Source organism: Tautonia rosea (genome assembly GCF_012958305.1).
GTDB lineage: Bacteria > Planctomycetota > Planctomycetia > Isosphaerales > Isosphaeraceae > Tautonia > Tautonia rosea.
This window is the reverse complement of the sequence record NZ_JABBYO010000004.1, coordinates 45,385-59,318: the sequence shown is the minus strand read 5'-3', so window position 1 is coordinate 59,318 and position 13,934 is coordinate 45,385. Positions and strand designations below refer to the sequence as shown.

Annotated in this window: 8 protein-coding genes; 3 read left to right on the top strand and 5 right to left on the bottom strand. The window is 61.9% G+C overall.

Annotated elements, in window-relative coordinates:
- Positions 1-125: 125 nt before the first annotated feature.
- Positions 126-2,615 (top strand): DUF1549 domain-containing protein, encoded by a 2,490-nt coding sequence (locus HG800_RS07865; protein WP_169975549.1) that lies wholly within the window; start codon positions 126-128, stop codon positions 2,613-2,615.
- A gap of 4 nt (positions 2,616-2,619) precedes the next feature.
- Here HG800_RS07865 and HG800_RS07860 read toward each other — a convergent pair whose 3' ends face one another.
- Genes HG800_RS07860 through HG800_RS07850 form a run of 3 tightly spaced genes read right to left on the bottom strand, consistent with a single transcriptional unit; the run spans position 2,620 to position 6,870 of the window.
- Positions 2,620-5,451, bottom strand: coding sequence for an ABC transporter permease subunit (locus HG800_RS07860; protein WP_169975547.1), 2,832 nt, complete (start codon positions 5,449-5,451; stop codon positions 2,620-2,622).
- 49 nt (positions 5,452-5,500) lie between these two features.
- Entirely contained in the window at positions 5,501-6,463 is a 963-nt protein-coding gene (locus HG800_RS07855; RefSeq protein ID WP_169975545.1) for an ABC transporter ATP-binding protein, read from the bottom strand.
- A complete protein-coding gene (locus tag HG800_RS07850; protein WP_169975543.1) occupies positions 6,460-6,870 on the bottom strand; it encodes a GntR family transcriptional regulator in 411 nt (136 codons plus the stop codon). The genes HG800_RS07855 and HG800_RS07850 overlap by 4 nt, the downstream gene beginning before the upstream one ends.
- A gap of 314 nt (positions 6,871-7,184) precedes the next feature.
- Between HG800_RS07850 and HG800_RS07845 the strand changes: the two genes are divergently transcribed.
- Positions 7,185-9,050 carry a GDSL-type esterase/lipase family protein gene (locus HG800_RS07845; protein ID WP_169975541.1) on the top strand — a complete coding sequence of 622 codons (1,866 nt, stop codon included), beginning with the start codon at positions 7,185-7,187 and terminating at the stop codon, positions 9,048-9,050.
- Positions 9,051-9,136: 86 nt separating this feature from the next.
- Here HG800_RS07845 and HG800_RS07840 read toward each other — a convergent pair whose 3' ends face one another.
- Complete coding sequence (locus tag HG800_RS07840) at positions 9,137-10,564, bottom strand: neutral/alkaline non-lysosomal ceramidase N-terminal domain-containing protein (protein WP_235963467.1); 1,428 nt, start codon at positions 10,562-10,564, stop codon at positions 9,137-9,139.
- A gap of 182 nt (positions 10,565-10,746) precedes the next feature.
- On the opposite strand from HG800_RS07840, the gene HG800_RS07835 reads away from it, so the two are divergent.
- Positions 10,747-12,288: a hypothetical protein gene (locus HG800_RS07835; RefSeq protein ID WP_169975539.1), complete on the top strand. Its 1,542-nt coding sequence runs from the start codon at positions 10,747-10,749 to the stop codon at positions 12,286-12,288.
- Positions 12,289-12,501: 213 nt separating this feature from the next.
- On the opposite strand, the gene HG800_RS07830 is transcribed toward HG800_RS07835, so the two are convergent.
- Complete coding sequence (locus HG800_RS07830; RefSeq protein WP_169975537.1) at positions 12,502-13,776, bottom strand: hypothetical protein; 1,275 nt, start codon at positions 13,774-13,776, stop codon at positions 12,502-12,504.
- Between the last annotated feature and the right edge of the window lie 158 nt (positions 13,777-13,934).

Sequence of the window (13,934 nt, the reverse complement as noted above, 5' to 3'; positions counted from 1 at the left end):
CTATTGGGGAATCGGCCTCGCGTTTCGGGCCCTCTCGCGTTTAATATCTTATAAACAGTCAAGGCTCGGGAAACCACCCCGATCTGATCTGACCCGCCCGACCGACCGATCGTGAGGAGGTCATCATGACCGACCGGCCGATCCCGCCCACTCATCAATGGCTGCAGGTTGCGCTCGCCATTCTGCTGCTGATGCTCGCCTCATCTTCCGTCATCGCCGATGAGCAAGAAGCACCGCTTCGCCTGTCGATCGAGCCAGCCTCCCTCCACCTGGACGGAGCCCGGAGCGAGGCGCAACTGATTGTCAGTGGGCACTTTGCCGATGGCTCGGTGCGCGACCTGACCGCCAAGGCCGCGCTCGAACCGACCGAGCGCTCGGTGGTGGGGGTTGATCGAGCGGGACTGCTGCGACCCCGGAGCGATGGCCGGTCGGAGATCATTGCTCGGGTGGGAGGGGTGGAAGCCTCGGCGGTTGTGACGGTCGATCGGGCGGAGGTGGCCGACCCTCGACGGTTCGAGCATGAGGTCTTGCCCGCTCTGACAAAGGCCGGCTGCAACGCAGGGGCCTGCCACGGTACCCCGACCGGCAAGGACGGCTTTCGCCTCAGCCTTCGGGGGTACGATCCGGTGCTCGATTACACGACCCTGGCCCGAGAGGTCGGCAACCGGCGGGTCAACCCGTTCGACCCGGAGCAGAGCCTGGTGCTCTTGAAGGGTTCGGGAGCCGTCCCGCATGAAGGGGGTGTCCGATTCACACCGGATGACCCGACCTACCAGATCGTCCGCGACTGGATCGCCGAGGGGCTTGATCCCGAACCGGAGGGCTTGCCCGAGCCGATCCGCCTGGAGGTCTCGCCCGGTGATCGGGTGCTCGACCTGCCAAGCACGTCGCAACAGCTGTCGGCCCGATTGATCTACGATGACGGATCGATCCGCGATGTCACGCGGTTGGCGCGGTACGAGTCGTCGGACGAGACCATCGCCACGATTGAGCCGAGGGGCCTGGTCCGCAAGGTCGGGACCGGAGAGACGACCATCCTGGTCAATTTCGAGACCCTTGTTACCACCGTTCGCCTGATCTTCCGAGAGCCGGTGGACGGGCTTGCCTGGTCTGATCCCCCCGCGAACAACTTCATTGATGAGCACCTGGCCGCGAAGTGGGAGCTGCTCAGGCTGCCCCCTTCGGAACTCTGCGACGACATGACGTTTTTGAGGCGCGTGTCGATCGGGGTGATCGGCCTGCCGCCGACACCGGAGGAAATCCGGGCCTTCGTGAACGACCCATCGCCCAACAAGCGGGAGCGGGTGGTTGACGACCTGTTGAACCGCACCGAATATGTCGACTTCTGGACGATGAAGTGGGCCGACCGTCTCGGGTGCAATCAGCGTTACACGGGGCACAAAGGGGCGTTCAGCTATTACCGCTGGATTCGGGATCAGGTCGCCGAGAACACCCCGTTTGATGAGTTCGTCCGCGCCATTGTGACCGCAAAGGGGCCGAACTACTCGAACCCGCCCGCCAGCTTCTACCGGCGGATCCGGAACCCGGAAGAGCGGGTCGAGACGGTCAGCCAGCTCTTCCTCGGCCTCCGGCTCCAGTGCGCCAAGTGCCACAACCACGTGGCCGACCGCTGGACCCAGGACGACTACTACGGCATGGCCGCCTTCTTCAGCGAGGTGAACTACAAGAACGGCCCGCAGTTCTTCGCCCAGTATAACAAGGAAGAAACCGTCTACCTTCGCCCCGGCCGCGAGGTCCGCCAGCCCCGCACCGGGCAGGTGATGGCCCCGAAGCCGCTGGGGGCCGAGCCTCCCGAGATCCCCGAGGGTGCCGACCGCCGCGAGGCGCTGGCCGACTGGATCACCTCGCCCGACAACCCGTTCTTTGCCAAGGCGGCGGTCAACCGCATCTGGCATCACCTGATGGGCAAGGGGATTGTTGATCCGGTCGATGACCTTCGCGCCTCGAACCCGCCGATCTCCGAGGACCTGCTCGATGCCCTGGCCGACGATTTCGTCGCCCACGGCTTCGACGTGAAGCGGACCATCCGCCTCATCTGCACCAGCCGGGCCTATCAACTCTCGGCTGAGCCGAACGCCTTCAACGCTGGGGACGACCGCTACTTCTCCCGGTCGCTCGTGGAACTGCTCCCGGCCGAGGTCCTGCTCGACGCCATCTCCCAGGCCACCGGGGTCGAGGAAAAACTGTTCCATCTCCCTTCCGGGACGCGAGCGGTCGAGGTGCCCGACGGCGAGTTCAACCACCCGTTCCTGCGGACCTTCGGCCAGCCCTTGCGGTCGGAAGCGTGCGAATGTGAACGCGAGGAAGATTCGACGCTTGAACAGGCATTACAACTCGTCGGCGGTCGTACGGTCCACCGCAAGGTCAGCGCCGAGGAGAACCGGATCGGCCGCCTGATGGCCTCGGGGGCTGACGATGCAAGCGTGATCGAGGAACTCTTCCTCGCCACCCTCTGCCGCTTCCCAACCGAGAGCGAGACGGCCTTCGCGCTCGACCGGCTCGACGCCGCCACCGACGACGCCGACCGCCGCCGGGTGGCCGAGGACCTGCTCTGGTCGTTGCTCAACCACCCGGAATTTTTGTTCCGGCATTGATCAATCAATCCGGCGCATTCGGTTCCAGGACCGGATCGCCCGGTTTCGCGGGGCGTGGTTGATCATCGGGCAGGGGGTAGATGATGTCTCCCTGCCCGATTTGATTGCGCGGCAGGACGAAGGCCCCGCGCTGATCCACCGCATCGGGCCCGACGCTGTAGAGCACGATGACCGGCATCCCGCTCGGCGAGGGTCCGCGCGGGGCCCCCAGCAACCAGTTCAGCGAGCCGATGACGTGCAACGCATCGGTCGATGACCCGACGTACCCGAACGGCTGGCCGGGCTTGTACGGGTCGTCGGGCAGGCGGTCGAGTTCCGACGGCACGAGGTCCTGGAGCCGGTCGGGCCACTGGCCGTCGTGTTCAAGCTGCCAGGCCCGCAGGGCGAGGATCTGGACCAGGGCGCGACGATCGACCTCGTTCTGGTCATTCGTCCGCATCATCGGGGCAAGCATTGGGGGGACGAGTTCCTCGACCAGGGGAGACGAGTTCAGCAGTTGCGCCTCGCGTTGCACGCGGTACGGCTCGTAAATCACCGATCGGAACGGCCCCCGGTCCAACCCGAAGCGCCAGTCGGCAAACACCGTCCGGAGCACCCGCCGCGCCCGCTCGATCTCCCAGGGGGTGCTGATGGCCGCCGTCCAGGCGGCGAGCCCGGGGGAGACGCTCCCCTGAGACCGTGAGGGCGAGTTGCTCCGTGCCAGCCCATCCTGCAAGGTCTCACGCGGAAGATCGAGGGTTTGCTCGGCGATCACCTGCTCGGTCGCGATCACGAGCAGCGGATCAGGCGGGGGATCGAGCTGTTGAAAGGATTCGAGCGCGTTGCGAAGCAACTCGGGGGTCTGTTGCTCATCCATCGCCCAGTTCATCGCCCGGCGCAGGGCCTGTTCCTCGATGCCCAGGATTAACATCGCATTCCGCGCCGTTGCGGGTTCGAACGTTTGGCGAGCGATGCGAAACTGGGCAAGCAAGTCTTCCCAGGCCCCGTCGAGATCGCCCAGCTTCTGACGGCGATCGAACGCCGACTCGAGTAGACTTGCCACCGGCATCATCGGCACGTCTTCCGATGCCCCCCAATCGAACACCGTACGCCCTTCAAGGGAACCGAGCCGCACATCGGGGAGGATGCTGGCGCGGCGGGCGATATCGATGGCCCCGGCATGGGCGTCGAGCCAGACCCGGGGGTCATCGAGTGGGCGAGTCTCCTGGTCCTCGACCAACGCAGGGCCGCCCATCGAGGCGCCCATTCCCCCGAATTTCAAGCGTTCCTCCCTCATTGAGGCGAGGGCTTTCCGGTAGAGCGGGCGGGCGTCATTTCCCTCGTCTGCCCGGGGAACGGTGAGCTGGGAACGGAGTTCGGCAGGCAGGGGGCCGGGGTCGGGGATCGACCAGGCGCGGAGGCCGACGTACAGCGGGAACAACGTCCCCACGAACAGGAGCACCAGCCCCCCCAGGCGGACCCACCGCGACGACCCAGGGCGGTCGATCATCCAGGGGACCATCCAGCCCCAGGACACCGCGAGCAAGGCGAGCGGCAACACGAACGTCCACCAGAACCCCACCAGTCGGATCGCGACCAGTACGCCAACGGGCACGCTCAACGCAACCAGCAGCACCACGCCGATCAGGGCCGCCGTGATCCCCCGGCGAATCGCCATGCCGCAGAGCAGGCCCACCGCGAAGCACCCCAGGGTCAGGCCCAGGTATGCCACCGTCGCATCGACGATGGCGAGCGTCGGCCTCGGTCCAACAGCCAGGAGAAACAAACCCAGGGGGCCCCAGATCAGCATGAGTCCCACCCCCCAGGCCGCCACCTTGATCGGCCAGACGATGGCCGGGCGCAACCCGTGATGCGTCAGGAGCCGGTACGACCGGCCGCGCTGCTCGGTATGAAACACCCCCACGCCCGCCAGCAACGCCACGACCGGGCAGAGGAAAATCGCCAGGCCATACGGCTCCGGGCCATAGAACATATCGGCCGTGAGCCACCCCACCACCGGGACTCCCAGGCCCAGCAGCGCCAGGTACTGCCAGGCCGATCGCGCCTCACGCGACGCCTGCCAGGCAAGGCTGGCCAGGGTCCGGGTCCAGGACGAACCGGAGGGGGCGGGGAGGGACATGTGATTGCTCGGCGAGGCGGCAGGATGTCCCGTGCCCGGTGTTTCCGTAAGAACACCACTCCGGGAGCGATGAGGTGGCCCGGAGGCGAGGAAGATCACCCGGGAAAGCCCCGCTGTGGCAATCGCGATGCAGAGTCGGATCGACACCTCTTCTGGCATCAAAATCGTCGGTGTTGATTCACCGATGATCGGCGCGAGCGCGGGCAAGAGCAGGAGCAAGCAGCACGCCGCCAGCGCCGCCGCCGCCAGCACGTTCGGCAAGAGGGCCGACCAGAACAATCCCCAGCCGATCGCCTCCAGCATCAGGACGAGCACAAGACCCACGGCACCTAGCGTCGCTCCCGTCCCTCCGAGTCGATCGAACGCCCCGGCACTGACCTGCATGGCCGCGATTGCCAGCAAGAGGAGTGTCAACGCCAGCGACGAGACGACCGCGAACGACGCCTTGCCGTCCCAGAGCCGAGCCCTCGGGACGGGCAGGGTGTCGAGCAATCGCAGGGTGCCGTTGTCGCGTTCGCCGGCAATCGCCGCCGTCGCGATCGCCAGGGCATAAAGGCCGGAGAAGAGGATCGCGAAGCCCCAGATGCTCGTGTCGATCCCGTCCTCGTTCGGCAAATACCGACCGGCCAGCAGGAAGCCGACCAGCGCCATCACCGCGATCGCCACCCAGGCCGGTCCGAACTGCCGGGCGTCCTTCCACCAGAGCCGAGCAATCATGAGCGTGCCTCCCTTTCTGAAATCAAGGATTGAACGCACAGGAACCCGATCACGCCACGGAAACTTCGGACGGGGGGCCGGAAGGGGCCGGCCGACGCGAGCGCATGTAACCGAGATAGATGTCTTCGAGCGTGGGGACTTCGATCTCGACCGCCTCGATGCCCGGCAGGGCTCGAATCGCCTCGCACGCGGCCCGGTCGCGGGCCCGGACGAGCCAGTGGGCCTGTCGAGGGGCATCGGTGGCGTCGATCAATTCCATGGGCAGGTGACCGGGAGGCGCGGTCGGATGGTCGCGGTCGGAAAAGGTGAGCGCAAGTAAAAACGTCCGCGACCGGAGGAGATCAAGCGGCTCGGCAAGGAGCAGCTTCCCGCCGTGGATCAGGGCGATGTGACTCGCCACGCGCTCGACCTCCGCAAGCTGATGGCTTGAGAGCAACACCGTGCGGCCCGAGCCGGCCAGGTCCACCATCTGCTCCAGAAACTCGCGCCGGACCATCACATCAAGGCCCGAGGTTGGTTCATCAAGGATCAACAACCCCGGATCGCCCGCCAGGGCGAGCGAGAGGCTGACCTTGGCCCGCATTCCCTTGGACAAGGTCTTGATTTTGCGAGTTGGGGGCAGGGCGAATCCCCGGATCAGGTCGTTGAACCGCGACTCATACCCGACCGATCCGCCGGGGCCTTCGGTGTGGAACCCGGCAGCGAACCAGCCGATCTCGGCGGGCGTCATCCAGTCGTAAAGGGCCGGGACCTCGGGCACATAGCCGACGCGGCGACGGACGGTCAGCCCGTCCCGGCTCGGGTCGAGGCCCAGCACGCGGGTCTGGCCGTCGTCAGGGGCGAGCAGGCCGAGCAGGACCTGAATCGTCGTGGTCTTGCCCGCGCCGTTCTCGCCGAGCAGGCCGAACACGGAGCCTTCGGGCACGTCGAGCGAGAGGCCATCGACCGCCGTCACCCCTCGGAATCGCTTGACTAACTGGTCGATTCGAATGGCCGCATCGTGTTGAGTCATGATTCTGCCCCTTCGTGATTGTCCGCGACACCGGACGCCTGCCACTGCTCCCGCAAGATGACTTCAATTTCCGATGGGTCGAGCCCGCTGCGTCTCGCCTCGTCAATCGCCGCGCGGAGGCGATCGCGAACGTAGGCTCGGCGGGCCGCCTGGCAACGTTCGGGAGCCTCGGCGGTCACGCTCAGCCCGGTCCCTCGAACCGCATCGAGCAGACCCTCAGCCTGAAGATCCCGATAAGCACGCGCGACCGTGTTCGGATTGACTAAAAGCTGCTTCGCCAGCTCGCGCACCGAAGGGACCAGGTCCCCCGGTCGCAAGGCCCCCGACGCCACTGCAAACCGCACTCGATCGGCAATCTGGGCGTAGATCGCCCGCTCATCTCCCGGTATCAGGCCGAGTAAGAGCATCGCTCGGGCCCTCCGTTCTGGTGTGCTATTGAACTCATACACTGTGACGCCCTGAAGGTCGCTGATCAAGAGGAATTTCTCATTTCTTGGTAACGAGCGATCTGTTGCTGGGTGGATTGGGGGGCTTTGCCCGTGCGGGACCACTTTCGTTGAGAACCAACAACACCGATCACCAGTCGACTGACCCAGGAGAACGTCACGCATCGGGCGCAACGATCAGAACGATTCTGGCGGAATCGGGCCGGGCGTTCTTGTAGAATCAACCACAAGAACCGCGATCAGGACCGGCACAAAGGTTTGGAGAGATTCCTCGCATGTTTCGATCCAGAAGTTATCTGTTCGTCTCCATCGTGCTCGTTCTCGGCACGGGCACCGCCTCAGCGGAATCGCCTTCATCTTCTCCCGAAGCAAGTCGGATCATCGCCCTCGGTGACTCCATCACGAAGGGTGTTCGAGCGGGGGTCTCGGCAGACGAAGCCTTCATCGCACAGATCGAGAAAGAACTAAATGATGCTGGGTTTTCGGTCGATGGAATTAACCTCGGCATCGGTGGTGAACGCACGGATCAGGCCCTTGCTCGGCTCGACGAGTTGATTGACTTGCGCCCTCGGGTCGTGACCGTGATGTATGGGACGAACGACAGCTACGTCGACGAAGGGGCGACGGTGAGTCGCCTTTCGCTTGAAGAGTTCACCGACAATCTGCGAACGATCGTCACACGACTCTTGCTGCACGGGATCGAGCCAGTCCTGATGACGGAACCTCGATGGGCGGACGACGCCTCACCGGACGGCCTTGGTCGAAACCCGAACCTGCAACTGGAACCGTATATCAGAGCATGTCGACAGGTTGCTTCCGAGACCGGCATTCCCCTTGTCGATCACTTCGCCCACTGGACCGAGGCTCGAGCCAACGGTCAGAACCTTCGTGACTGGACGACCGATGGTCTTCACCCCAACCCTCGCGGTCATCAAGAGCTTGCAAAACTCATGATCCCTGTGTTGGAACGGTTGCTTGAGCCTCCCCCAATCATTCCCTTCGAAACCGAACTTCAAACCGTTTTGGAGCACGACGACGGCCAGTTCCTCTGGTACCACCCAAGGGCGACCCCGTTGCCCACGTCAGATGATCCAAACCAACCGAACGTCCTCATAACCTTACAACAGCACCTTCACACTTCAGACCATTACTCCGGCCTCAGCATGCTTACTCGCACTGACCAAGGCCGGGACTGGACCGGCCCCATTTCTGTCAAGGAACTTGACTGGGTCCGCGAGCCGGAAGGGGTTGATGTGGCCGTCGCCGATGTGACACCCATGCTTCATCCGCCTTCGGGCAAGGTGATCGCCGTTGGTGCCCAGGTCCGCTACAGCGCCGCAGGCCAACAGCTTGAAGACCGCCCCCGAGCCCACCAAACCGCCTTTGCTGTCTTCGATCCCAAATCTCGCAAGTGGACCCGGTGGCAACGCCTGGAGATGCCCGCCGACCCCCTGTTCAACTTTGCCCGCAGCGCCTGTGCGCAGTTCGTGATCGAGGAGAATGGGTCGGTTCTCCTGCCGTTTTACATTGGCAGATCCGCGAGCGAGCCCTTCGGAGTCACCGTCGCCCGATGCTCGTTTGACGGAGAGACGCTCACCTACGAGGAACACGGCAACATCCTCGCACTTGATGTCGCTCGAGGACTCTACGAACCTTCCTTGATCCGCTGCGACGATCGCTACTACCTCACCCTGCGTAACGACCTAAAGGGTTATGTCAGCGTTAGTCCCGACGGCCTGAACTTCCGACCCGCCAAGGCCTGGACCTTTGACGACGGCACCGACCTCGGCAGCTACAACACGCAACAGCACTGGCTCTCGCACCAGGACGGCCTGTTCCTCGTATATACGCGTCGCGGGGCGAACAACGACCACATCATGCGACACCGCGCTCCACTGTTTCTTGCTCAGGTTGATCCGGATCTGCTCCAGGTCATTCGAAGCACGGAGCGCGTGATCATTCCCGAACGGGGTGGTGAACTCGGAAATTTTGGAGCGTCGACGATCAATGATCACGAGTCCTGGGTCACGGTCTCCGAAGGCGTCTGGAACGAGGACGCTCGACGTCGAGGGGCCACCGGAGCCCTATTCATTGGCAGAGTCCTCTGGGGTAATCCGCCCTCCGATTCAGGCTCACCATAATCCACTCTGGGCTGCGGTTTCTGCAGAAGAAACCACAGCCTGCCCGCTGTCGGCGAGCGTCCTCCTGTGACAGAACGTCCTCAAGCTCAGTTACGCACCTGACGAACAAGCCGATCCACGGTTGCCGCGATGCGATCCTCGATATCGCCTGCCCAGCGGAACGCAGGACGCCCGTACTCATAAAGATACGATCCGCCCTCATAGCCGCCTTCTTCCCAGACACGTCGCGACGGGATATAAGCGATCATGTCATCAACGTACCCACAAACCCAAGTGTTTGAGCCATACTCCCGCTTGAACCGAAGGGCATAATCGACCACCGTTTCCGCCCCCATTCCAATCATCAGCGTATCCTGACCAATCCGCCAGGCATGCACCGGGTAAGGATACGACGGTTCAAACGATTCCCCCGCTTCAAGTTTGGCAAGCAACCGCGCCGCCCAGCGAGCAAGGATCGCATTCGAATCGTTCAATCGCGCGCTCAATTGATCTTGGGTCACGACCTCCAGATAGGGCAGATCGACCATCTCAAAGGCCGTGCGAAGTATCGGAGCAATGGGAGTCATCGGTTGCTGAAGAGCCTTCTCTACTGCCCTGGCAAGTTCCTTGCCGTAGCGTTCGCACAGCTCGACCGATCGACGGGGCAGGGGGTTCTGATCCCCCCCGCACGTATTGACGAACATTGCAGTGGTTCCCGGAGATAATCGTTCCAGCTCAAGCTGAGCGAAACCGGGATAATCGCCGCACCAGGTTGTGAAGCTCAAGGTTGTCGGATGACAGGCGTAGCCGAACAGGATGGCGGCCCGAGATCCATCGGGTCGATCGACGGTCAACACGGGTACCGAATGATCAACCGGTCCGGCCAGAGGTTCTCCCCGAGCCATGAGTGAGGGGACCTCCGCTTCCACGTTGTTTCGTCGGTTCACTGCGAAGGTTGCTGAGCTTTCTCCTGTGCTCAACACTGCCGGGCCAAGTGATTGGATTGACTCATCCACAAGTTTGACAATCGTTTCAACCATTTTCTCCGTGTATTGGTTAACCAGCGCAACCTGTTCCTCCTCAACCGGATAGTAATCCACCAGATCCTCTCCCAGTCGAGGACCACAATGGTTATGCGAAAACGTGAGCATGACCTGCTCCCGATCAAGACCGAATTGTTCCTTTAGGCGATCGAACACTCGGTCGCTCATCCCTTTCGGTATCCCTTGAAAGTCAGAGGTGATGAGCACGGCTTGATTTCCGTCGGCATCCTCCAGGCAGACCGCCTTGGCCCACAACTCATGCAGTTTCCCGTCGGGAACTCGCTTGCTGCCGTAACCGGCAAGCCAGACGTCCTCCTCTGGCGTGATCACTATCCGAGCAACTCCGGCTTTCCAGAAGTTGGGGGGGCCTTCCGAATCATTGGCTGACGACTGTTGGCCCAGGATTGCGATCATCAAGTAGCACAGACCCCAACGCCACCCTGATCCCAGCGTTACGCTCATTCCGTTACGAACACCAGCGAGATGCATCATCACAAAACTCCAAGGCTGGTTAATCCATTGTTGAAGAACCGAAGCTCCCTTACCATAGCGGCATGCCGACCGGTTCACCAGCATGCACCGCGAGTGGCAGCGCGGTAGACGATCGTGGGCCGATTGGCCCAGGATCGCTCGTCTCAGAACTTTCACACGCACTCTCGTGCAAGGTTTTCGACATGATTCGCTTCGTTTGCTCGATTGGGCTGACCCTCTGTTTGCTTTCGGCGACCAGCAAGACACAGGCCGACGATGAGCCAAACGCTGTTGATCCTGTCTTTAAGGCAGGGTTCGCCGTACGAGACATCACTCCTGAGATCGGGATGGAAGCACCCGGAGGCTATGGGAAATCTTATCACCGATCGCTTCACGATCCTTGTAAGGTCCGCGCGGCGGTCTTTGACGATGGGCAGTCTCGCGTGGCGATCGTGGGCGTCGATGCGCTGGGGATCCGTCGAGAGACGGTGCAGAAAGTTCGGCAGGCAGTCGAGGAGCGAACCGGGATTCCTGGAGAGTCGATCCTCATTGGTGCCTCTCATTCACATTCGTCCGGTCCAATCGTCTGGATCATGCCTGATGAATATGACCATGCTCCACCAAACGTACAGGAGCTTGCTTATGAACACTCCACCTGTGTCAATCCTGTATATCTTGAAGAAACCGAACAGGCGCTGATCGACGCAATTTGCGAGGCAAACGACCAACGGATTGGGGCGAAGGGAGGGGTCGGCTCGGGGATCGAGGATCAGGTTGCCTATAACAGACGCTTCGTGATGAATGATGGGCGTACCGTGACTCATCCGGGTCTGGGGAATCCCGACATCGTTGAACCCGCCGGCCCTGTCGATCCAGAGGTCGGCGTGGTGGGAGCCTGGGATGCCGAGAACCCCGACCGATTACTCGGCTGCATCGTCAACTTCGCGTGCCACGCCACAACCAGTCCGGGAGGTATTTCAGCAAACTACATTTACTATCTTGAAAAGGTGATTCAGGGTTATTATGGGAAGGATGCCGTAGTCGTGTTCCTGGCAGGGGCTTCGGCCGATATTACCCAGGTGAATAACCAAAGTCCTTATGTGTATCCGAGCGGCCAGCGCTGGGCACAACAGGTCGGTGGTCGCGTTGGGGCCGAGGCGGTCAAGGTGTTGTTGAGTATGGAGCCGGGTACGCTGGTTCCGGTCGAAGCAAGCCTGAAGGTCTGGAACATTGATCGACGCGCACCTTCTGCTGATCGCGTCCGAGAAAGCCTCGACATCCTCGCCCGCGAGCGCTCGGAGGTCGATCCGACGGAGTGGACCTTTGCCAAGGAGACCGTCATGCTCGATGCTTTACTTCAAGCCGAGCCGACCGCCGAGGTTGAGGTGCAAGCCGTGCAGGTTGGTCCAGCCGTCTTCGTCACAACCCCGGCCGAGTATTTCTGTCAGCTTGGCCTGGACATCAAGGCGGCGAGCGCCTTTCCATTTACGTTTCCCGTTTCGCTGGCCAATGGTTGCGTCGGCTATGTTCCCGATGAAGCCGCCTTCGGCCCGAACGGCGGCGGGTACGAAACGCGATTGACCAGCTACAGTAACCTCGAAATCACGGCGGGAACTCAGATGCGCGATGCCGGTCTCGCCTTGATCCAACAACACACCCCAGGCATTACCCCGGAGCCCCCTCGGCGTCCGCCGTTCACGGGGAAACCCTGGTCGTACGGCAACAACCGTCCTCAGCGCGATTGACAATGCAGTCGCAAGAGAGCGTCGAGAGTCCCCGGGCGTCTTGCCTCACAATCGAGTCGCCCTCTTGTCTCCCAGTATTGGGGCCTTTGCACATCGTTTCACGGCATTCAGGTCAGGGGGGGCCAAAGGCCGGGTGCGGGTTCCAACGCAAGGTCGAACCACAATCGACCTATGCCCCGGCGCAATCGAATGGGCTGAATGAAGTATCAGCATTTACTGTTCGTTCCACGGCCGGCCTTGAGGTGGGGGTGGGGGCTCTTGCCATCGCCAGGTCGGCTGGTAACTTACGTCCAGGTACGGAGTGGCAATTTGCTCACCCCCCTTGGTCAACGACAAGAGCAGGGCGTCGAGTGTTCCACTGGTCAACAGGGTCCGCTCGACGGGCCACGAGGGCTTTCCGGTGAGCATCATGGCCTCGATGCCGTTGAGCAAGAGTGTGAAATGTGCGGCCGGCCGCGCCTCCTGGGTCCAAAAGAGCGTCGATTCGATCGTTTGATCTTTCTCGTACCGCCAGGCGGCGGTCCAGTTGGCCACCGCGCCGTTGAGCTCGAAGACGAAGACACGTAAGCCGTCTTCGTATTGCACGATCATTAACTTCGGGTCGCGCACTGCCTCTCGGGAAATCGTCGTTCCGTCCTGGTAGGCTGGGACCCGTCGCAAGGCTGCCTCGAACAGCTCGCGATCGCACTTCCCCTCATCCAGGGCCTGCCAGACCGCCTCCCCGCGGAGACACTGCACCGTTCGAACGCCTGTCTCACCCCCCGCACGCTGCTCGGCTAGCGATTGCACCGCCTCCAGCGCATGAAATCCATAGGCATCGGTCGAACCATAGGTGAAGGCCACAATTTCTGTAATCTTCGCCCCTCGATCCACATCGGCCGGAGGATGTCGCCAGGTTCCCGGAACCGACGAACCAGCCATCAGCGGAATCTTCAACTCACGGGCTGTTTCATAAATGAATGAGGCATCCTCCCAGTTGTCCGACAGGTGCTTGTCGATAAAGACCGGCACCACCCGACCGCTTTTGCGGAAGACCTCCAGCGTCTCGTTCCAGAAACGACGCTTGGGATACTGGTGATTCCCCGTCTCAGAGAAGGGATAGTCCCCATGCTCGGCGATGAGTAGGACACCATCGACCGCAAGGTTCTCCGTTTCCAACGTCAACGCTTCTTCAATCGTCAGAGCAATCGGAAATCGATGTGACGCCGCGAGCAACCGGCTGATGTCGTTCGCCGGCCGCTGATCGGTGTAAAGCGAGGCCAGTGTCAAGGGTGAATCCTTGCCCGTACCATCGAGCATGTCCGTCAACAGCAATCGACTTACGATCACATCGGCATGAGAATTGTGCCGATACTCGGTTACAACCGCCGCCACCCGGTGTTCACTCGGCTCCTGCGCCGATGCCGGCGCACTCTCACCCATGATCAACCCAAGCCACACAACCATCGCGAGAAACCCGACGCAAGCCCGATCTACGTTGAGTGTCATGACAGTTCGATGCTCCCGAGAAAACCATTTAGGACGACGAATGTCGATCATTCGCTCTGCCTCTTCGCGTCCTCGTCGGACACTCCCAAGCGGAGCACATCTGTCGCCGCTCCGCCTCGATCACCAATCAGTACTCGATAAATCATCTCTTCAATGCG

Bases quoted from the DNA above. Each gene is read 5' to 3' on its own strand.
- HG800_RS07855 (WP_169975545.1), bottom strand. From the start codon at position 6,463: ATGACTCAACACGATGCGGCCATTCGAATCGACCAGTTAGTCAAGCGA.
- HG800_RS07850 (WP_169975543.1), bottom strand. From the start codon at position 6,870: ATGCTCTTACTCGGCCTGATACCGGGAGATGAGCGGGCGATCTACGCC.
- HG800_RS07865 (WP_169975549.1), top strand. From the start codon at position 126: ATGACCGACCGGCCGATCCCGCCCACTCATCAATGGCTGCAGGTTGCG.
- HG800_RS07845 (WP_169975541.1), top strand. From the start codon at position 7,185: ATGTTTCGATCCAGAAGTTATCTGTTCGTCTCCATCGTGCTCGTTCTC.
- HG800_RS07860 (WP_169975547.1), bottom strand. From the start codon at position 5,451: ATGATTGCTCGGCTCTGGTGGAAGGACGCCCGGCAGTTCGGACCGGCC.
- HG800_RS07835 (WP_169975539.1), top strand. From the start codon at position 10,747: ATGATTCGCTTCGTTTGCTCGATTGGGCTGACCCTCTGTTTGCTTTCG.
- HG800_RS07830 (WP_169975537.1), bottom strand. From the start codon at position 13,776: ATGACACTCAACGTAGATCGGGCTTGCGTCGGGTTTCTCGCGATGGTT.
- HG800_RS07840 (WP_235963467.1), bottom strand. From the start codon at position 10,564: ATGATGCATCTCGCTGGTGTTCGTAACGGAATGAGCGTAACGCTGGGA.